Origin of the sequence: Burkholderia sp. 22PA0099 (assembly GCF_047497165.1) — a bacterium.
Classification (GTDB): domain Bacteria; phylum Pseudomonadota; class Gammaproteobacteria; order Burkholderiales; family Burkholderiaceae; genus Burkholderia.
Genome location: NZ_CP163164.1, coordinates 1,135,158 through 1,155,140, shown reverse-complemented (window position 1 = coordinate 1,155,140; position 19,983 = coordinate 1,135,158). Strand labels below are relative to the sequence as shown.

Genomic DNA, 19,983 nt, shown 5'->3' with positions numbered 1-19,983 from the left:
CGGCTCGACGACGAGCCAGCGCACCGTGGGCAAGCGGCAATTGCGGCCGTAGCCATGCCTGCATTCCGTGCCTGCAACAGTACGGATCGACCGGGTATGTGTCCAGTCGTGCGGGTGGTTCCGGCCGTGTCATCGAGTCGCAAAACCGGGTGGCTCGTCGCACGGACTTCGTCGCGCTGCTGGCCTGAGGCGAATCGTGTCGTGAATCGACAAATGAGTTTTCGTATTGGCGCATGCTTGCACAAACTCGGAAACATCACGGCCATGCCTGCGCGTGTCCAGGCACGGAGAGCGGGTCAGCGGGGGCCGGCTCGTGGTATGAGCCGGCATGCTCCTCGATAGGACGAGCGCGCCCGATCAGAACGAATGGCGCATCCCGACCATCAGGCCCAGTTGTCCCATGCCGGGCGCGGGCGTGGTGCCGCCGCCGCCCTGGCTGATCGTGTAGGCCGCATGCGCGCTGTTGAACAGATAGCCGCCCTGCAGGTAGACGGCGGTCTGCTTCGACAGCGCGTAGGTGGTGCGCCCCATCACGATGGTGCCGCGCGTGTCGTGCGCGGCATTGACGATGCGGTACACGCCACCGTCGAAGGAGAGGTCGGGCAGCAGCGAGTACGAGGCGGTCAGATAGAACAGGTTCGAGCGCACCGTCGACGGCGCCGGCCCCTGGAATTCGACGTGTCGTCCGAGCCAGCCGCCGCCCACTTTCACCGGGCCGAGATTGGCATAGCCGGTCAGTTGCGCGCGCGCATCCACATCGCCGGGCGCGGTGAGCGCGGCCGGCGCGACGCCGTCGAAGAAGTTCGCAGCCGCACCGGTGCCGCCGTGCTGCTCGTCGTAGGAGGCCGCCACGCCGAATCCGTTGGCGTCGTAACGGAGCATCGCCGACCACTGGCGGCATGGCTCGAAGCTGCCGGCCACCTGGCCGGCGCAGGTGCCTTGCCCCGGCGAGTTGCCGGTGCCGCCGGAATCGCGCCCGAACGAATAGGTCGCGCCGGCCGTCACGCCGCGATACGTGCCTTTCCAGGCGACGGTGTTGTCGCTGCGCGCGTTGGGAATGTAGAGGTCCAACGAACTGAGGCCGCCGTAGATGTCGGGGCCGAGCAGATCGGAATCCTGTATCGCCCAGAGCGTCATGGTGTATTGCCGACCGAAGCTCAGGGTGCCGAACGGCCCCTTGATGCCGACCCAGGCCTGCCGGCCGAACAGGCGTCCGCCCTGGTTCGAGGAACCCGAGGCGACGTTGAAGCCGCTCTCGAGATCGAATACCGCGGACAGGCCGCCACCGAGCCCTTCCTCGCCGCGTACGCCCCACCGCGAGGGCAGCTCGCCGGTGATCGACGGCATCCGCACCACGCGGTCGCCGTTCTTGTCGGCATGCGTGACGAGTTCGACGCCGGTATCGAGAATGCCGTATAGCGTGACGCTGCTTTGCGCGACGGCCGCCGAGCAGCCGGCCATGCCGATCAAGGCGCCCGTCAGGGCGTGTTTTGCTTTCATCGTCTCCTCCTGGGTTGTCGTTGTGGGTTGGGGCGTGCATCGCCCCGCTCTGGCGGCGGGTGCGACGCGCCCCACGCCGCGAGCGCTCGCGGCGTGCGTGCAAGGCGAAAGGGGGTTCAGGCCGAGCGTGTCGCCGGCGTGTCGGCCACTGGCGAGCCGCCGCGCAGGCGCGGATGCCGTGACAGGGCGAAGCTGCCCGCAGCCGCGATGGCGAGGCACAGCGCCATCAGGCCGAACATCGCGCCGCTGGGCCAGTGCCCGGCCAGCATGTAGCCGCCGGACATCGAGCCCACCACCGACCCGACGCGGCCGACGCCGAGCGCCCAGCTCATGCCGGTGGAACGGCTGGCGGTGTCGTAGAAGCTGGTGGTCACCACATGCGCGCCGGTCTGTGCGCCGCCCGTACCGATGCCGATCAGCACCAGCACGGGCACCCACGCTGCGCTGGCGGCGCCGATCGAATCGATGCCGAGCAGGGCGAGCGCCCCCGCGAGAAAGGCGGCTGTCAGCACCAGGCAGGCGCGGTAGCGGTCCATCAGGTAGCCGAGTGCGATCGCGCCGAACGTGCCGCCGAGCTGGAACGTGGCGGCCAGCATCGAGGCCTTGGCCAACGGCACGCCCATGCCGAGCAGCAGCGTCGGCAGCCAACTGTTGAGGAACAGCAGCACCAGCAGGCTGGACACATAGACCACCCAGATCAGCAGCGTGCCGCCGCGCATATCGGGGGCGAGCAGACGTTTCAGGGTCGGGCGCGCAGCGGGTGCGGGATCACGCGACGGCAGCCGCAACGAAGCGAGATCCGCCGCCGGCGCGATGCGCGCCAGGATCGCCGCGATCGCGGCGTGCCGGCCGGGCTGCAGGGCCAGGAAACGCACCGATTCGGGCAGGTACGCGAGCATCGCCACGACCAGCGCGAGCGGCAGCACGCCGCCCGCCACCAGCACCGCCCGCCAGCCGAAGTCGCCGATCAGCCAGGCGGCCAGCATGCCGCTGATCGCGGCACCGCCGGTGAAGCCGCAGAACATCGCGGTCACCACGATCGCGCGATGCCGGCGCGGGCAGTATTCGGCGGTCAGCGTGATGGCGCCCGGCATCGCCGCGCCGAGCCCGAGCCCGGCCAGCAGACGCAGCACGATCAGCACCGGCAGCGACGGCGCGGCGGCCGAAACCAGCGTCAACAAGCCGAACGCGGCCACGCTCGCCACCAGCACGGTTTTGCGGCCATGGCGGTCGGCCAGCGGTCCGATCGCCAGCGCGCCGATCATCAGGCCCACCACGCCGGAGCCGAACAGCGGCGCCAGTTGCGCGGGCGACAACTGCCATGCCGCGCGAATCGACGGCGCGATGAAGCCGACCAGGATCGAGTCGAAGCCGTCGAGCAGCACGGCCAGGAAACACAGCACGGCAATCAGCAACTGCCTGGCCGATAGCGGACGCGCGTCGATGAATTCTTCCAACGAGGGGCCGGGGTGTTCGCTCACGATGTCTCCTGATGTCGTTGTCGTTGTCGTTTGGTGTGTCGCGGTGGCACGTCACGTGAGGCGCGAGCGTTCCGCCTCGCGCTTCCACAGGCTCCAGGCTTTTTCGATCACGCCGATATTGGTCTGGTCGGCGAGCCGTCCTTCGCCTTCGTCGAGATAGGTCACGGTGCCGCCCAACTGGATCGCTTTCTGCTGCGAGGCCGCATTGAGATCGGTATAGATCGCGCGATAGACCGCCACCGCCAGCGTCTCGCCGGTGGTCACGAAGCCGTGCCCGCGCATCAGCGCGACCGCGGCCTGGCCGAGCGAGGCCGCCAGCGCCTTGCCCTGCTCGCCGTTGCGCACCAGCATGTCGGTGCAGCCGAAGCAGGTTCGGATATCGAATACCGGCGCGCCCTTCGAGAGAAAACCGGCCATGTGATAAACGGGTGCGAGCGCAACCGTTGAGGCCGCGAACGGAATCACGGACGGCGCATGGCTGTGCACGATCGCCATCACGTCGGGGCGCGCGCGATAGATCTCGGCGTGGATCGGCGCTTCGAGATAGGGTGTTCCCCGATATCCGTCCATCAGCCTTGCGTCAAGATTCATGGCCACGATGTCGTCGGGTTCGACCAGCTCCGCGGCGCGCGAGCGAGAGATCAGGAACTGCTCGGGCCGTGCCGGGTCCCGCACGCTGACGTGGCCGAACGCATCGAGTACGCCGCGTTGCGCGAGGATGCGGTTCGCCATGACCAGCTCGTGCCGCAATTCGGGCGAGGGGGCAGGGGAAGGAGTGAGATCGGTCACGGGGCTGCCGGGTCGGGTTGCAGGGTGAGCGAAGCCTATCGATGCGCGTTGCCGGCGTCACGCGAGAAATCCTTGCCGACCCGACAAGAATTTCTCGTGTGCCGCGTCGATGTTTTTATGTTGTCCTGACGAACCGCCATGCCAAACTACCTGCCACCGCTGAATGCCCTGAGAACCTTCGAATCGGCGGCTCGCCACCTGAGTTTCCGGCAAGCCGCCGAGGAGCTGAATGTCACGCCGGCCGCCGTCAGTCACCAGGTGCATGTGCTCGAGGAATTCCTCGGCATCGAGTTGTTCGAGCGCACCCGCAAGGGGCTGACGCTGACGCCGGCGGCGCGCGCCTGCCTGCCCAAGCTGCGCGAAAGTTTCGAGGCGATGCGCGAGTCGATGCTGCAACTGAGCCACTATCGCGACAAGGAGACGCTGACCATCAGCAGCCCGCCCTCGTTCGCCAACCGCTGGCTGATGCCGCGCCTGCATCGCTTCCTGGTGCATCGTCCCGATCTCGATGTGCATCTCATCTCGCGGATGCATGGCTTCGGGCATTCATGGACGAGCAGCGAAAGCGAGCGCGACAGCGTCTACCAATGGGCCGAGGAAGTGGACGTGGTCATGATGCTTGGCGACGGCCGTTACCCCGGCCTGGAAGCGGCCGCCGTGATGCCACTGAGTGTTACGCCGATGTTGAGCCCGGCCTTGTGTTCGGCGGACTTGCTGGCCGAGCCGCAGCGGCTGTTCGGCCTGCCCTTGCTGCACGACGATCGCGGCCTGTTGCATGGCGGCGAATCGTTCTGGCAACGCTGGGCCGATAGCCGCGGCCTGGCGCTGCCGCCCGATGCCGACGGGCGGCATTTCTCGCACGCGATGTTCGCGATCGAAGCCGCTTCGGATGGGCTCGGCGTGGTGGCGAGTTCCCCGGCGCTCGCGCTGGCCGCGCTGGAGAGCGGCCGGCTGCTCGCGCCGTTCGCGCCGGCCGAGGCGCTGGGCGTGGCCTATCACGCGGTCGTGGCCGAACGCGCGGCCGGACGTGAAAGCATTCGAGCATTTCTTGATTGGGTGCGCCGCGAGGCGGACCTGACCGCGCAGGCCCTGGGCGCGTTGTTGCCGATCGGCCCGCGTATTCCCTGAATCGAGGCGGTTGGGTGGTCCGGGCGCCGGCAATCGACAGGAAATCCTGACGAGCCCCTCGGGCGATCATCCATTGAATCGATCTTGGTCGTCTGGCGGCTCATTCTTTGCTCATTCTTCTCGCCCAAAATACGGTCCATCAGTCCAACTGATCGAACGATGCATGCACCGAATCAGTCCACTGCCTGGCACGCGCGCTCTGGCGCCGATTCTTCATTATTCAAATTTTTTTGAGCCTTCTTTCTCACCAATCCAGACAATTTTATTTATTGCAGGAAATTAATTGAAAATTAAAAAATTCCCCCTGCGCGTCGTGCAGATGGCGGCTCTCGTTATGCTTCCGGTGTTTGCACATGCGGACCAATCAGTTGCTGCAGTTTATAACTCGACATCTCAAACCCTGCGCTTCCCGGCGGAGCATAACCTGTCGATGCGCGAAGAGCTCGCCTTCGCCCACGGCGCAGAGCCGAAATCTGCCGACACGTTCCCAATTATTTTCCCACTCAAGCTGCGCAACAAGGCTCAATTTGATGAGCTGATAAATGCGTTAACTTCTGATTCTGGATATGGCAAGCCTCGTCATCTCAGTGTCGAAGAATTTCGCTCAATTTATGCACCAAGCGACGATCAAGTGCGGCGTGTTGTGGATTATCTGAATCGTCACGGATTTACGCGCATCGAAGTCGCGCCAAACAGGCTGTTTGTTTCCGCCCGAGGAAATTCCTCCAGCATTCAAAGCGCCTTTCAGACTGGAATGCATGTGTTCGCCATGGATGATGGGCGCTCCGTCCATGCGAATACGTCGGCAGCACTGCTTCCGCCCTCGATCTCGTCCATCGTCGACGGCGTGATCGGGCTGGACAATGTCACGTTGCTGCACACAAACGGTCGGCGATCGCCCAACCCCATCAATGATTCGGTGCCGTCACCAGCGGAACTGCGCCGGTCGGCCGAGACAGCGGGGGCTATTCCTTCCGTGACCGGCCATTGGCCGAGCGACTTCGTCGGTATCTATCACGCCGGCAAGCTGCCAAGCGGTGCGGATACGACAGTTGGCGTGATTTGCGCTGGCGACAACATCCAACAGGTCGTCAGCGACTTGAGTGCCTACACGAACTTGAGCGATCTTCCCCCGTCAACACGAAGATCATCCAGACCGGCTCGTTTCGGTCGGACTATGACGGCAACAACGATCTCGATGAATACGCCATGGACAGCCAAACCATTGTCGGCGTCTCCGGCGGTGTGAGTAACCTGTTGCTCTATGACGCCCCTTCATTGACCCCGCAAGATCTCTCGGTCGCGCTCAACCGTGCGGTCTCGGACAACACTGCAAAGATCATCAGCATGTCGATCGGCGGCAACGAACTTACTTTTGGCGTGGCCGCGAAGCAGTTGATGGACGAAATCTTCCAGGAAGGCATTGCACAGGGCCAAACTTTCGTGATTTCTTCCGGTGACAATGGTGTCTATTCGCGTACAAATGCCAACAAACTGTTCCATCAAGATCCAGGCGAGCAGCCGATACTCGACACCAACGTCGAAACGGCCCAACTCGCCAACTACAGCGTCCAGTACCCGGCAAGCTCGCCTTATGTGATTTCGGTGGGGGCCACTACGCTCTATACACGTTTTAACAGCCAGTATGTGGAAGAAGTGCCGATGAACTGGTGGTACAACTACACGTACTTGGGCCGCAATACGGCGCCCCGATTGCAGAGGAATGAAAGCAGCCAGATTTGGGATACGGTATGGGCAAGCGGTGGTGGTATCAGCCACTTAGAGAACGCGCCCGCGTGGCAACAGTGTGTTAATGGCGGTTCTCGTATGCGAACGGTACCCGATGTCTCGCTCGATGGTGATCCGCAGTCGGGTGTGTTCGTAATCGAGCAAGGCAAGCGGATACAATACGGCGGCACCAGCCTGTCTGCACCGATCCTCGCAGGGTTTCTCGCACGCTTGCAGACTCAGAACAAAAATCGGCTCGGTTTCCCCGCGCGTGGGCTTTATACGGCGTTCTCAGGGCTCGACCGGTTCGCGCTGCTTAACGAGGTAAAGCCTGCCGGAGCAAACGGCACTGGTAACGGTGTGACTTGGAACGGCGTTAACTACGGCTACCCCTTGACGACGGGCTTTAATTCCGTCTCCGGCTTGGGCAGCATCAATGTGGGCAATTTGGCGAACTATATCAACGCCAATCCAGCCTTATTCAAGTAAGTCGGTAATTCCCCGAGGTTACTCATTGAGGTGGCCTCGGGGTGGGCCGCGCAGGGAATGCTGAACGCCGCTGATCGATGATTGGTCGATGTGCCGCTTCTTCGTCGAGTTCTCCTTGGTCGATAGGAGAAGAGAACTCACTTGCAGTTTGGCTGCACGATTCGACTCAGGTCATATCCTCGAAGGTCGCTAAGCTCTGGCGCCGGCGGTCCACGATCAGCCGCGTGACATCGGGGCGTGCATAATGCCCAGCCAGATCGAAGTTCTGCCTTTCACGCCGTACCGCGCGATGATCCAGCGTGGCGACGATCAGCTCCTCTCGTCCCTGGACGGGCTCCACCACCCAGGCGCCGTCCGGTCCCGCGATGCACGACCCGCCATTGGCCGGCATTTCGGGGCAATGCTCGTTGTTCAGCATGGCCGCCACGGGGCTGTCCAACGGCACATCCTCGCGCCTGAGCAGACCGCTTACGGCAAGCACGTAGCTGCGTCCTTCTCGCGCCAGAAAGCGTGTCGTGCTCTCCGTATTGCGCACATTGCCTGGCCAGAGGGCAACGTGCAGATCCTCGCCTTGCGCGTAGAGCGCCGCACGCGAGAGCGGCATCCAATTCTCGAAGCAATTCAGGCCGCCCACCATGAACGGCCCGACCGGGTGGGTTTGCAGCCCGTGGCCGTCACCCGGCGCCCAGCTCAAGCGTTCTTCGTAAGTCGGCAACAATTTTCGATGCACCGAGGCGATCCGGCCATCGGCGCCGATATGCACGCGCGAGCAATAAACACTGTGGCCGCCCCGGTCCAAGGGGCGTTCGATCACGCCGAGCATGACGGCAATCTTATGCCGCGCGGCGGCGGCGCAGACACCGGCTAAATGTCCTGCCTCCACTTGAACGGCCTGGTCCAGATAGTGCGCATGAATTTCCTTCTGAAGCGGCGACTCGAAGCGCGCGCCATCCGTGTGTTCGATCCAAAAAGGATAGCCGGGCGCCAAGGCTTCACCGAAGGCCACGAAGCCGCAGCCCGCCTGCGCTGCGCGGCCGATCCAATCCTCCACCTTGGCCAGGGTGGCCTCGCGCTGGAGCCAAATCGGCGCGATCTGCGCCAAGCCGACGGTCAAGCCATCTCTATCCGACATCGCAATTTCCCTCCTTTGACTTATGCACGTTTTGACTGATTTGCATTGTCATCATCGATTCGTATCGCGATAATCCCCCGGGCCGGAACAGGATTTATGTTTGAAATGCACAAATGAGCCCCCATGACACGGCCGCCTACCGATGACCCCAAGTGAGCTGCATTCTCTGTTGCCCGATCTGGCCACCTTCGCTTCCGTGGTCGAGGCCGGCAATTTCTCGTCGGCCGCGCGGCTGCTGGGTACCACGCCCTCGACAGTAAGCCGCCAAATGCAGCGGCTCGAGCGGGCGCTCGGCGTCAAGCTGCTGGAACGCTCGACGCGCAGCCTCCGCCTGACCGAATCCGGTACGCAGGTTTATCACTACTGCCACAACATGGTTCACTCGGCCGCCGATGCGGTCGATACCGCCGGGCATCTCAGCGCCGAGGCACACGGCCGGGTCAGTGTCAGCGCGCCGATTGCCTACGCCAAGAGCGTGGTGCATCCGTTGATCGATGGGTTTCTGCGCGTACACCCCCGGGTTCAAGTCCAGTTGTTTTTCGAGGATCGCGAGGTCGATCCGGTGCGCGATCCGATCGATCTCGTGCTTCGGCCCACACCCACGCCGCCGCCGGGTTTAATCGCGCGCCAGCTCGGCACCGTACGTTGGCTGCTCTGCGCATCGCCTGCTTACTTGCATGAGCGAGGGATACCGGAAGAACCCGAGGCGCTGCGTCAGCACGATTGCTTGCAGCTTGGCGATCACGCCAACGACGGCAAATGGATTTTTCGGCGCGGCACGCAAATGCATACCGTGGAAGTTCACGGGCGCTACATCGTCAACGACGTGAGCGCGCGAACCGACGCCACCTTGTCGGGCTGGGGCATCGCCAGCCTGCCGGATTATGCCGTCAAGGATTTCCTGCGTGAGGGCTCGTTGCGGCAAGTGCTGTCCGACTGGTCGTTCGAACCGCGCGTCTACAGCGGTCCGGTCTGGCTGCTGTATCCGCGTAACCGCTTCCTGCCGCTGAAGGTGCGGGCCATGATCGATTGGTTGACGGAAAGGCTATCGGGTTCGTAAGTTCGGCAAGCGACGGGTGAGACGGTGAAACTCGCTTTCGCAGTATCCAGGTGCACAACTGTGTGGCCAGTCGCACATACTCTGTCACCCTATGTGTGGCTCCCCCAAAAAAATTTCCAACACCCCCTTGACCATCTACCTTCCAGTAGATATATTACGACCCATGGAAACGAAAACACCCGTCCGAGACCAACTGCTGGAGCACGCGATCGAGCTGATCATGCTGCGCGGCTTCAACGGTTTCAGCTACCGCGATCTGTCCGAGCGGGTGGGTGTGAAGACGTCGAGCATCCACTACTACTTCCCCGCGAAGGACGACCTGGTGCTCGAAGCGGTGCAGCAGTACAGCGAGCGTGTGATGGCCGGCATCGATACGATCGATGCTTCGCTGGCCGCGGACGCAAAGCTGAGCCGCTACACCAGGCTGTTCGGCAAGACGCTCGGCGATGGCAACCTCATCTGCCTGTGCGGCATGCTGGCAGCCGACATCGAATCCTTGCCGGAAACGGTGCGGCACGCCGTGCAGGCCTTCTTCAGCGCGAACGAGCGCTGGTTGGCGGCACTGCTGGCGCAAGGGGCGAAGGAAGGCACGCTGGCATTCAGCGGCAAGCCGGAGCACGCGGCCCGCACGCTGTACGCGGCCTATCAGGGCGCGGTGCTGGCAAGCCGGTTGTTCCAGCAGAAGGCACGGCTGGATGAAGTCGAAAAGGCGTGGAAAGCACGCGCCTGACGGCGGAGGTCACACAAGAAGACACAAGGCGGTCCACCGCCTTTTTATTGAAGCCGGTTATCTATCTATGAGTAGATAAAATTGGCGGGCAACACCAGCAGGACACGTCGTTCGCAACACCCAGCGCAGGCCACCCGGTCTGCATTTTTTGAGCTGTTATGTCTACCTTGTAGTAGATAGATTTAAAAACCGTTCACTTACTCATCAGGAATCAGGAGCCCATCATGTCGATCGAAAACGTTCTCTACCGTGCCCACGCTCACGCAACCGGCGGCCGCGACGGCCGTGCCGTGGTGCCCGAAGGCAAGCTCGATTTCAAGCTGGTCACGCCGCGCGAGCTCGGCGGCGCGGGCGGCGAAGGCGCGAACCCGGAACAACTGTTCGCCGCCGGCTACAGCGCATGTTTCCTCGGCGCGATGAAGTTTGTCGCGGCGCGCGACAAGATCAAGATCCCGGCCGACGTGGCGATCGACGGCAGCGTGGGTATCGGCGCGATCCCGAACGGCTTCGGCATCGAGGTGGAACTGAAGATCGCGTTGCCGGGCATGGAGCGCGAAGCCGCCCAGGCGCTGATCGAGAAGGCGCACATCGTCTGCCCGTACTCGAACGCCACGCGCGGCAACATCGACGTCACGCTCACGCTGGTCTGAGCGCCGTCCGCACACGCTGTTCACCATTACGCCATCGCCATCGTCACCCATATTGCTGAGGAATCCATCATGAAGATCGTCAAATTCGCCCTGATCGCCACCGCGATCGCCGCCGCCACCTCCGCCTTCGCCGCCGGCCCGGCCAACCCGGCCGTGCCGGCCAATCAACCGGATGCGGTCACGAGCCGCTTCCTCGCGGCACTGAACGGCTCGAAAGGGCCGGGCCTCGAAACGCTGTCGCCCGAAAAGGCGCGGCAGGTGCTGGTGGGTGCGCAGAACAGCGTGAAGGTGGATCTGTCGGGCATCGAGGTGACGAACCGCACGATCGAGCAGGACGGCCTCAGCGTGCCGGTCACGATCGTGCGTCCGGAAGGCGTGAAGGGCACGCTGCCGGTGTTCATGTTCTTCCACGGCGGCGGCTGGATTCTCGGCGACTTCCCGACGCATGAACGCCTGGTGCGTGACCTCGTGGTGCAATCGGGTGCGGTGGCGGTGTTCGTCAACTACACGCCGTCGCCGGAAGCGCGCTATCCGGTGGCGATCAATCAGGCGTACGCAGCAACGAAGTGGGTGGCCGCGCACGGCGATGAAATCGGCGTGGACGGCAGCCGCCTGGCGGTGGTGGGCAATAGCGTGGGCGGCAACATGGCGACGGTGGTGGCGTTGATGGCAAAGGACAAGAGCGGCCCGGCGATCCGCTTCCAGGGCCTGCTCTGGCCGGTGACGGATCACAACTTCAACGACGGCTCGTATCTCGCGTATCAGAAGGATCACTTCCTGACGCGGCCGATGATGAAGTGGTTCTGGGATGCCTATACGAAGCAGGAAGCCCAGCGCAACGAAATCTACGCCTCGCCGCTGCGCGCCTCGACGGATGAGCTCAAGGGCCTGCCGCCGGCGCTGATCGAAGTCGCGCAATTCGACGTGCTGCGCGACGAAGGCGAAGCCTACGGCCGCAAGCTCGATGCGGCCGGCGTGGAAGCGACCACCACCCGCTACAACGGCACGATCCATGATTTCGGATTGCTGAACGCCCTGGCCGAAGACCCGGCGACCCGCTCGGCGATGAAGGCGATGGCGGACCAGTTGAAGGCGCGCCTGAACTGAGCGGTATCGCATTGCCCCCTGCACCTTGACGCAGGGGCCGCGCGACAGGCTATCCTTGGCGGTTTCGAATCTCACGGATGCCCGCCATGAAATCAACGCCTGAATCGCGCGGCGCCGGCCCCGACGCCGCCGCGCCTGCAGAGGCCGGCGGCGAGCGCACGGAATCGGTTGCGGCGGTCGGCAAGGTCTTCACGATCCTGTCGGCCGTCGGTGCGCGCGGCGCGTGCGACGCGGCCGAGCTGTCGCTGCAACTGGGCATGTCGCGCACGGCCGTGCAGCGGCTGCTGCACACGCTCGACACGCTCGGTTACGTGGTGCGCGAGGCCGGCACCGAACGTTACCGCCTCGGCATCCGCCTGTTCGAACTCGGCGCAAAGGCGCTGGAGAGCGTGGATCTGGTGCGCGAGGCCGATCTGGAGATGCGGCGCATCGCGGCCACCACGCGCGAGGCGATCCATCTGGGCGCGCTCGACGAGGACGCCATCATCTACATCCACAAGATCGACGCCGATTACGGCCTGCGCATGCAATCGCGCGTGGGGCGCCGCAATCCGCTGCACAGCACCGCGATCGGCAAGGTGCTGCTGGCCTGGATGCCCGAGGACGAACAACGCGAAACGCTCGCGCGCGTGGAGTTCAAGCTGTCCACGCCGCGCACGCTGGCCTCGGCCGAGGCCTTGCTGGCGGTGCTGCCGCAGGTGCGCCGGCAAGGCTATGGTGAGGATGACGAAGAACAGGAGGAGGGGCTGCGCTGCCTCGCGGCGCCGATCTTCAACCGCTTCGGCAATGCGGTGGCGGGCTTGTCGATTTCGTTTCCGACGATCCGCTGCGGCGCGAACACCACCACGCATTACGTCGCGCTGCTGCGCGAGGCGGGGCAGGCGATTTCGGCGCGGATCGGCTATCGCGGCGAGTGGCCGGGGCCGAAGCCGGGCGCGCCGCGCTGAACGCGCGCGTCGTCAGGCCGCTGTTTTACGCAGCGCACCGCGCATGAACGACACGAAGCGCGCCGTCACGGCATCGTGACGCGCCTCGGGCCAGCCGAGGCCCACGCGCCATTTCGCATCGCGATCACGTAGCTCCTGCACGGTGGCGTCGCGCAGCAAATGCCGCGCGCCCGACGGGATGAACGCCACGCCGGCTCCCGCGGCCACCGACGCCAACACCGATTGCACATCCTCCGCCTGCTGGCTCACGTTCGGCACGAAGCCGCGCGCGCGGCACCAGCGGTCCACCTGCGCCGCGAGGCCCGCGCCGCGCGAGCGCTGCAGCATCACGAAACCGAGATCGTTGAGCGCGTCGAGTTGCGCGGGCACCTTCACTTGCTGCCATTGCGGCGGCAAGGCCAGCGCGAGCCGTTCGTCCAGGACACCGAACGAAGCCAGGCCCGGCGCCGACGGCAGCCGCAGGAACCCCGCCTCCAGCTTGCCGGCCAGCATGCGCCGCGTCTGCTCCGCCGACGACAGATCGCTGAGCGTGATCGACACCAGCGGATGTTGGCGCCGGAATTCGGCGATCAGCGGCGGCACCAGCGTCAGCACCGACAAACAGATGCCGATGCGCAGATGCCCGCGCTTGCCGCCGCTGGTTTCGCGGGCGCGCGCGAGGATCTCGTCGGCATCGCGCACCAGCGATTGCGCGTCGGTCACGAAGGTTTCGCCGAACGTCGTCAGCTCCGCGCCGTGGCGGCCGCGCTCGAACAGCCGGCCGCCCACGCTCGTTTCGAGCGCGCCGATCTGCTTGCTCAGTGCCGGCTGGCTCAGGTGCAACGCGTCGGCGGCGCGCCCGAAATGGCGCAGTTCGGCGACGGTCAGAAAGGCACGCAGTAGTTTCAGTTCCATTCCGCTGGGTTATCGGATCGATCGAAACATTCATTTTACGGATCGATGGCGAACGCGTTCAATGACATCTCTTTCGATGCCGGCATGCCGGAAAGGAACCGCGATGCGTGCCCGACGCCCGAACCCCTGTTGCCCCGCCGACGAAGCGATGCCGGATGCGCTGCCGGTGCAGCCTGCATCGCCGGCCGGCAAGCGTGCGCGAGGGCGATTCGCGACGGTCGAGAGCGAGGCATCGCAGCCGGCGGCAAGCGGCTCGATCGCCGTGAGTTTCGCGATCGTCTCGTTCCGCAACTGGCCTCGGCGCGGCCTGTAAGGTCCGAGCTCGCTCAGGCCGTGCCGGTTTTGCGATCCAGCCCTGCCAATGGCGCGCCGGCCAGTTCGCCGAGCAGGCGCCGCGCGCAGGTCTGGCCGGTCGGCGCACTGATCCGCCAGCAGCATCGCGGATGCCTGCCTGACGTGCCGGTATCGCCGCTGGTCGGCCAGGGGAGGTTGTAGGCTGTAGAAAAATTGTCGACGAGATTGCCGATTCAGCACGAATTGGCAGGATTAAAAATCGGAAAGACAGTAGAAAATCTACTGAATCGACGCAGATTTGATGATTCGACACGCGCGCCGTGCCGTCCTACAGTGCCGATTGCACGAGGCGGCCGTATCGGCCGCCTCCCATTCATTCGGAATCTCGGGAGAAATCATGTCTGCACAGAAAGTTGCGCTCGTCACGGCCGCCGGCAAGGGCATGGGGGCCGAAATCGCCCGCGAACTGGCCGCGCAAGGCTATCGCGTGGCATTGATGTCGCCGTCGGGCAGCGCCGTGCGTCTGGCCGAGGAACTGGGCGGCTTCGGGCTGGCCGGCTCGGTGACCGAGGACGCCGACATCGAGCGGCTGGTCACAGGCACGTTGGCGAAGTACGGCCGCATCGACGCCGTGGTCAACAACACCGGCCATCCGCCCAAGGGCGACCTGCTGGCCGTCGAGGATGCGCAGTGGCATCTCGGCCTCGATCTGATCGTGCTGAACGTGGCGCGCGTGCTGCGCCGCGTGACGCCGGTGTTCCAGAAGCAGGGCGGCGGCGCGGTGGTCAACATTTCGAGCTTCGCGGCCGACGCGCCCGAGCAGTCGATGCCGGTGTCGTCGGCGCTGCGCGCCGCGCTCAGTTCGTTCACCAAGCTCTACGCAGACCGCTACGCCAGCGAGAACATCCGCATCAACTCGGTGCTGCCGGGCTTCATCGACAGTTGGCCGGAAACGCCGGAAATCGTTGCGCGGATTCCGGCCGGCCGCTTCGGCAAGACGCAGGAAATCGCGAAGACGGTGGCGTTCCTGCTGTCGGACGGCGCCGGTTACATCACCGGGCAGAACATTCGCGTGGATGGCGGGATCGTCCGCTCGCAATAAACCAGCTCGTGTCGCATTGACCACGCCGGCGGCGCCTCGTGCGCGCGCCGGCGTTGTCGTTTGGGGCTGCGTACGTGGCGCCGCAAGAGAACATCAACGCAACTGCACGGCCGCCAGGCACAGCACCATCCCGCCGATCGCGCCGTCGAGCAGGCGCCACGCGATCGCCTTCTTGAACCACGGCGCCAGCAGGCGCGCACCGTAGCCCAGGCCGACGAACCACACCAGGCTGACCACCATCGCGCCCACCGCGAAGGCCGAGCGCGTGCCTTCGGCTTCGCGCGCGCCGGCCGTGCCGATCAGCAGGAACGTGTCGAGATAGACGTGCGGATTGAGCCAGGTCAGCGCGAGCGTCGCGACGATCACCGTCCATGCGCTTTGCGGCGGCGGCGCGACGCCGCCGGCCGCGCCGGTGTCGAGCGTGGCATGGCCGGGCTTCAGCGCGCGCCGCAGCGCGCTCAGGCCGAACCACGCCAGATAGGCGAGCCCGGCGTAGAGCACGCCGTGGATGAAGGTCGGGTAACGCACCACCAGCGCCGAGGCGCCGCCGACGCCGGCCGCGATCAGCAGCATGTCGGAGAGCGTGCAGAGCACGACGATCTTGCCGACGTGCGCGCGCTGAATACCCTGGCGCAAGACATAGGCGTTCTGCGCACCGATGGTGACGATCAGCGAGGCGCACAGCGCCACGCCGTGGGAGAAGGCGATCCAGTTCATATAGATAAGGGACAGTAGACTTGGGCTTCGGATGGCGCTAGTCTGCGGCTTCGGTATGGCTAAGAAAAGCTAATTTCCCTAATGTGGATGAAGGAAAACTCATGCTCGACTATGCGTTGCTCGACGCGCTGGCGGCGGTGATCCGGCACGGATCGTTCGAACGCGCGGCGAAGGACCTGAATGTGTCGCCGTCGGCCGTCTCGCAGCGCATCAAGCTGCTGGAGGAGCGCGTCGGCGCAGTGTTGGTCAAGCGCGGGCAGCCGTGCGTGGCGACCACCTCGGGCGCGCTGCTGTGCCGCCATACCGAGCGCGTGCAGTTGCTGGAGGCGGAGCTGTCGGGCCAGGCGCCCGAGTTGCCGGGCATCGGCGGCGCGTGGCCGACCTTGCGGATCGCGGTGAACGACGACAGCGTGGCGACCTGGTTCATCGATGCGGTCGGCCCGTTCTGCTCGCAAAGCGGCACGCTGCTCGATCTGGTGATCGACGATCAGGATTACACGGCCGAGCGGATTCGCGACGGCAGCGTGCAGGGCGCCGTGACCGCGCAGGCCGAGCCGATTCAGGGCTGCCGCTCGACGCGGCTCGGCAGCATCCGCTATCACGCGGTTTGCTCGCCCGAATTCCATGCGCGCTATTTCTCGGACGGCCTCACGCGCGATGCGCTGCGCCGCGCGCCGTGCGTGACGTTCAGCCCGAAGGACAGCCTGCAATCGCGCTTCATCCGCCGCGCCACGCGCGCCGATCTCGATCCGCCGAAGCACTGGATTCCGCACGTGGCCGGTTATTTGCGCGCGTGCGAGACGGGGCTGGGCTGGGGCATGTGCCCTGATCGGATGATCGAGCGGCAGGTGGCGGCGGGCGAGATGATCGATTTGTCGGCAGGACGCAGCATCGACGTGGAGCTTTACTGGCAAAGCTGGCGGCTGTCGATCGGCTGGCTCGACGAATTCAGTCGGGCCTTGAAGACCGAGGCGGCGCGCTGGCTCGATTGATATCGATCGATGCGCGCGACGGCGGTGATGCAACGACACGGCGCCCCGAAGGGCGCCGCGCGGTATTGCTGAGGACAACCGATGAAGCCGTGATGCACGGCCGCTTTCAGACGGCGCGCAGCCCGTCGAAATCGAGCACGCGCACGATGCGGCCTTGCATCGACAGCAGGCCGGCGCGCTGGAACTTCGACAGCGTGCGGCTGACCGTTTCGAGCGTGATGCCGAGGTAGCTGCCGATTTCCTCGCGCGTCATGCGCAGGTTGAATTCGGACGACGAGTAGCCGCGCAGCCGATAGCGCGAGGAGATGTCGATCAGGAAGGCCGCCACGCGTTCGTCGGCATTCAGCGAGCCGAGCAGCACGGATTGGGACGTTTCGCGCACGATCTGTTCGCTCATCAGCTTGAGCACGCGCGCCTGCAGCGTGCTGGCTTCGGTGCACAACGAACGCAACGGCGAGTAGGGGATCACGCACACGGTGCTGTCTTCCAGCGCGACGGCAGTGCGCGGATGCTGATCGCCGGCGATGCCGTCGAAGCCGAGCGCCTCACCGGCGAGGTGCAGGCCGGCCACCTGCTCGCGGCCATCCTGGCGCGTGGCGACGGTTTTCAGTGCACCGGAGCGCACCGCATAGAGGCTGTCGAACATATCGCCTTCACGGAACAGCGTTTCGCCACGGCGCACCGGACGCGCGGCGCCGATGACCGATTCGAGGCGCTCGACCGCCTCGTTGCTGAGGCCCTGTGGCATGCAGAGATGGCGCATCGAACAGGTCGAGCAATGGGCGGCCTGGTGAGGTGCCCAGGAGGTGGTGGAGCGGGGGCGGGCGGGTTGCCGCGTGATGGGGGTCAGCATGGTGGTGCTCGCTCAAGAAATCACAACCGAAACATTTTCCCACCGGGGTTTCCCCGAACTGAGCGGCAAAACGCCGCGACGCAGCGTGCATTCCCGTTGCGCCACGGCAAAGCAATCAATTTTCCGAATTGTCTTATGCGTCGTCCTGATGCGCGGCGGCCGTCGGGATCAGCAAAACCGGCAACGTGGCCTGCCGGATGCATTGCTCGGCGATGCTGCCGAGCACCAGCCGCTTGAAGCCGCGACGGCCGTGCGTGCCGAGCACCAGCAGGTCGGCGCCGTATTCCTTGGTGGCGTCGAGGATCAGCGACGCGACGTCGGCCAGTGTGGTGGCCTCGCCGGTGATCACGTCGCCCTGCACGCCGGCCGCGGCGATCAGGCGCGCGAATTCCTGGGTCAGGTCGCCGCCCTGCGCGATCAGTTGCTGGCGCAGCACCGACGGGTCGTAGCCCGGCACGTTGTAATAGAGCGCGGCGTTTTCGATCGCGTAGAACGCGCGCAGCGTGGCGCGTTCGGAGCGCGCGAGCGCAAGCGCGGAATCGAATGCATGACGCGAGGTTTCACTGCCGTCGACGGCGACGAAGATGCGCTGATACATGATGGCTCCGGGGTGCGGTAAGGGAATCGTCCGGCCTGCGCCGGACGTGTCGTGCAGGCGCTGACCGTCTGGAGGATAACCGAGCGCATCGGCGCTTGCATCGGCCCGCGACCGCGACATTTTCACGATGTGGAGATGCCGGCGCGACGGCGCGGTTGGGCCGTGTTGCGTGCCGACGGCGCAACATCGCGCTGCCCGATCGGGATAAACCCGCGCTGCGGCGCCGCAATGCTTGGCTGTAGCGGCATGTGCGCCGCCGGCCGATCCGAACGCTTTTATTTCGGTTGGATGACGCCGGAGCGACCGAGTATGATGCTTTTTCGAGATGGCGCGGTGAGATCGCGCCGGCCGTGCGAATCCTGCCCGCAACGGGCGCCGCGGCACCCTAACGACGTGTAGTGAAGAAGAACGCAAGGGACCTAAGGTGGGGCAGCTCATGCACTCGACGACAACGGCATTCACGCATCGCGGTTACCTGTTGAACTGCGCGCCGGCGCGGATCAGCGACGGCTTGTTCCAGCCCTATGTGGTGATCTCCCGATCGAGCGATGGTGAATTGGTCGCGAATCGTTTTTTCCCTTCGGATCTCCATTTCGGCGACGAAAGCGACGCCATCGCGCATGCGCGCGACTGGGCCGTGCGCTGGATCGACGCGAGCAACAAGACCGTCTAGCCGGGTGGCGTGGATACGCATCGGCTCGCCCGTGCTGGCCGGGTTTCGCGGGCGCAGGCGAAACGCGGTAATCTTGTCGGTCCTGCCATCCCTCTTATTTCACCAGCGCGGCTGTCCCCGGCCCCTCGCGCGCCGGGCACGGCTGTCTGTGTCATGTGCCATGTCGAATTCGTCTGCTGTCCGTACCTGGGATCTCGAACAGATCGTTGCCGAACTGCGCGAATCGCGCGAAACGCTGCACCGCACGCGGCATCCGCGCGGCATTCGCGAGCTGCCTTCGCGCGACGCGATCTGCCAGATCGTCACCGGCCTGCGCGCCTCGCTGTTTCCGACGCACTACGGCGCGCCGGACCTGACCGACGAGAGCGTCGATTTCTATGTCGGCCACACGCTCGAGAAGACGCTGCGCGTGCTGCACGAGCAGATCCGCCGCGTGTTGCCGTTTCTGCCCGAATACGCCGATGCGCCCGCCGCGCAACTCGACGAACGTTCGTTCGAGATCGCCCACACGCTCGGCCGCCAGTTGCCGTCGATCCGCGCGCTGCTGGTCAGCGACATCCATGCCGCCTACGCGGGCGACCCGGCCGCGCAGCACATCACCGAAATCCTGCTCTGCTACCCGGGCGTGCTGGCGATGATGCATCACCGCCTCGCGCACGCGCTGCACCGGCTCGGCGTGCCGCTGCTGGCACGCTTCGTCAACGAGATCGCGCACTCGGCCACCGGCATCGACATCCACCCCGGCGCGACCATCGGCCCGAGCTTCTTCATCGACCACGGCACGGGCGTGGTGATCGGCGAGACGGCGATCATCGGCGAGCGCGTGCGTGTTTATCAGGCGGTGACGCTCGGCGCGAAGAGCTTCCCGTCGGACGGCGACGGCACGCTCGTGAAGGGCAACGCGCGCCATCCGATCGTCGAGGACGACGTGGTGATCTATGCCGGCGCAACCATCCTCGGGCGCGTCACGATCGGGCGCGGCTCGGTGATCGGCGGCAACGTGTGGCTCACGCACAGCGTGCCGCCGGGCAGCAGCGTCGCGCAGGGCAAGGTGCGCGAAGGCGGCCGGACCGAGAACAACGGGCAGGACTGACCGCGGCGCGGCGCCCGAAGGTGAGC

The 19,983-nt window shown here is 65.0% G+C and carries 21 protein-coding genes; 13 read left to right on the top strand and 8 right to left on the bottom strand.

The features are described 5' to 3' along the window. Nucleotides 1–357 precede the first annotated feature (357 nt). The 3 genes from AB4851_RS05015 to AB4851_RS05005 form a co-directional block, all read right to left on the bottom strand. On the bottom strand, nt 358–1,500 hold the full coding sequence (locus AB4851_RS05015) for a porin (protein WP_414448688.1): 1,143 nt from the start codon (nt 1,498–1,500) through the stop codon (nt 358–360). 116 nt (nt 1,501–1,616) lie between these two features. Further along, on the bottom strand, nt 1,617–2,981 hold the full coding sequence (locus AB4851_RS05010) for an MFS transporter (RefSeq protein WP_414448687.1): 1,365 nt from the start codon (nt 2,979–2,981) through the stop codon (nt 1,617–1,619). A gap of 51 nt (nt 2,982–3,032) precedes the next feature. Then, a complete protein-coding gene (locus AB4851_RS05005; RefSeq protein WP_414448686.1) occupies nt 3,033–3,713 on the bottom strand; it encodes a class II aldolase/adducin family protein in 681 nt (226 codons plus the stop codon). Between the two features lie 195 nt (nt 3,714–3,908). Here AB4851_RS05005 and AB4851_RS05000 point away from each other — a divergent pair, with 195 nt between their 5' ends. The 3 genes from AB4851_RS05000 to AB4851_RS04990 all read left to right on the top strand — a co-directional run bounded on the left by AB4851_RS05000 (nt 3,909) and on the right by AB4851_RS04990 (nt 7,115). After that, entirely contained in the window at nt 3,909–4,898 is a 990-nt protein-coding gene (locus AB4851_RS05000; RefSeq protein ID WP_414448685.1) for a LysR family transcriptional regulator, read from the top strand. Between the two features lie 283 nt (nt 4,899–5,181). Beyond that, complete coding sequence (locus AB4851_RS04995; RefSeq protein WP_414448684.1) at nt 5,182–6,147, top strand: protease pro-enzyme activation domain-containing protein; 966 nt, start codon at nt 5,182–5,184, stop codon at nt 6,145–6,147. Further along, entirely contained in the window at nt 6,108–7,115 is a 1,008-nt protein-coding gene (locus AB4851_RS04990; RefSeq protein ID WP_414448683.1) for a S8 family serine peptidase, read from the top strand. Before AB4851_RS04995 ends, AB4851_RS04990 begins: the two co-directional genes overlap by 40 nt. 166 nt (nt 7,116–7,281) lie before the next feature. On the opposite strand, the gene AB4851_RS04985 is transcribed toward AB4851_RS04990, so the two are convergent. Continuing rightward, nucleotides 7,282–8,229 (bottom strand): carbon-nitrogen hydrolase family protein, encoded by a 948-nt coding sequence (locus AB4851_RS04985; protein WP_414440657.1) that lies wholly within the window; start codon nt 8,227–8,229, stop codon nt 7,282–7,284. Nucleotides 8,230–8,389: 160 nt separating this feature from the next. Here AB4851_RS04985 and AB4851_RS04980 point away from each other — a divergent pair, with 160 nt between their 5' ends. The 5 genes from AB4851_RS04980 (at nt 8,390) to kdgR (ending at nt 12,741) form a co-directional block, all read left to right on the top strand. Next, nucleotides 8,390–9,307, top strand: a complete 918-nt coding sequence (locus tag AB4851_RS04980) for a LysR family transcriptional regulator (protein ID WP_414448682.1) — start codon at nt 8,390–8,392, stop codon at nt 9,305–9,307. A 163-nt stretch (nt 9,308–9,470) separates the two neighbouring features. After that, nucleotides 9,471–10,037: a TetR/AcrR family transcriptional regulator gene (locus tag AB4851_RS04975; protein WP_414440659.1), complete on the top strand. Its 567-nt coding sequence runs from the start codon at nt 9,471–9,473 to the stop codon at nt 10,035–10,037. 224 nt (nt 10,038–10,261) lie between these two features. Continuing rightward, entirely contained in the window at nt 10,262–10,687 is a 426-nt protein-coding gene (locus tag AB4851_RS04970; protein ID WP_414440660.1) for an organic hydroperoxide resistance protein, read from the top strand. Between the two features lie 69 nt (nt 10,688–10,756). Beyond that, nucleotides 10,757–11,794: an alpha/beta hydrolase gene (locus AB4851_RS04965; RefSeq protein ID WP_414448681.1), complete on the top strand. Its 1,038-nt coding sequence runs from the start codon at nt 10,757–10,759 to the stop codon at nt 11,792–11,794. An 86-nt stretch (nt 11,795–11,880) separates the two neighbouring features. Continuing rightward, on the top strand, nt 11,881–12,741 hold the full coding sequence (gene kdgR, locus AB4851_RS04960) for a DNA-binding transcriptional regulator KdgR (RefSeq protein WP_414440662.1): 861 nt from the start codon (nt 11,881–11,883) through the stop codon (nt 12,739–12,741). A gap of 12 nt (nt 12,742–12,753) precedes the next feature. Here kdgR and AB4851_RS04955 read toward each other — a convergent pair whose 3' ends face one another. Then, nucleotides 12,754–13,635, bottom strand: coding sequence for a LysR substrate-binding domain-containing protein (locus AB4851_RS04955; protein ID WP_414440663.1), 882 nt, complete (start codon nt 13,633–13,635; stop codon nt 12,754–12,756). A gap of 103 nt (nt 13,636–13,738) precedes the next feature. Here AB4851_RS04955 and AB4851_RS04950 point away from each other — a divergent pair, with 103 nt between their 5' ends. After that, nucleotides 13,739–13,948 (top strand): hypothetical protein, encoded by a 210-nt coding sequence (locus AB4851_RS04950; RefSeq protein WP_414448680.1) that lies wholly within the window; start codon nt 13,739–13,741, stop codon nt 13,946–13,948. 378 nt (nt 13,949–14,326) lie between these two features. Next, nucleotides 14,327–15,031, top strand: a complete 705-nt coding sequence (locus AB4851_RS04945; RefSeq protein WP_414448679.1) for an SDR family oxidoreductase — start codon at nt 14,327–14,329, stop codon at nt 15,029–15,031. Nucleotides 15,032–15,124: 93 nt separating this feature from the next. On the opposite strand, the gene AB4851_RS04940 is transcribed toward AB4851_RS04945, so the two are convergent. Continuing rightward, complete coding sequence (locus AB4851_RS04940) at nt 15,125–15,748, bottom strand: LysE/ArgO family amino acid transporter (protein ID WP_414448678.1); 624 nt, start codon at nt 15,746–15,748, stop codon at nt 15,125–15,127. A 101-nt stretch (nt 15,749–15,849) separates the two neighbouring features. Between AB4851_RS04940 and AB4851_RS04935 the strand changes: the two genes are divergently transcribed. Continuing rightward, complete coding sequence (locus AB4851_RS04935) at nt 15,850–16,740, top strand: LysR family transcriptional regulator ArgP (protein ID WP_414440668.1); 891 nt, start codon at nt 15,850–15,852, stop codon at nt 16,738–16,740. Between the two features lie 106 nt (nt 16,741–16,846). Here the strand turns inward: AB4851_RS04935 and fnr are convergent, their stop codons facing one another. Both fnr and AB4851_RS04925 read right to left on the bottom strand, forming a co-directional pair. After that, entirely contained in the window at nt 16,847–17,593 is a 747-nt protein-coding gene (gene fnr, locus AB4851_RS04930; protein WP_414448677.1) for a fumarate/nitrate reduction transcriptional regulator Fnr, read from the bottom strand. A gap of 133 nt (nt 17,594–17,726) precedes the next feature. Further along, nucleotides 17,727–18,191 (bottom strand): universal stress protein, encoded by a 465-nt coding sequence (locus tag AB4851_RS04925; protein WP_414448676.1) that lies wholly within the window; start codon nt 18,189–18,191, stop codon nt 17,727–17,729. A gap of 436 nt (nt 18,192–18,627) precedes the next feature. Between AB4851_RS04925 and AB4851_RS04920 the strand changes: the two genes are divergently transcribed. Together AB4851_RS04920 and epsC are read left to right on the top strand one after the other, a co-directional pair. Continuing rightward, nucleotides 18,628–18,864 (top strand): hypothetical protein, encoded by a 237-nt coding sequence (locus tag AB4851_RS04920; RefSeq protein ID WP_414440671.1) that lies wholly within the window; start codon nt 18,628–18,630, stop codon nt 18,862–18,864. Nucleotides 18,865–19,024: 160 nt separating this feature from the next. Continuing rightward, the gene (epsC, locus tag AB4851_RS04915) at nt 19,025–19,957 is read left to right on the top strand and encodes a serine O-acetyltransferase EpsC (protein ID WP_414448675.1); all 933 of its coding nucleotides are present in this window, start codon (nt 19,025–19,027) and stop codon (nt 19,955–19,957) included. Nucleotides 19,958–19,983 lie beyond the last annotated feature (26 nt).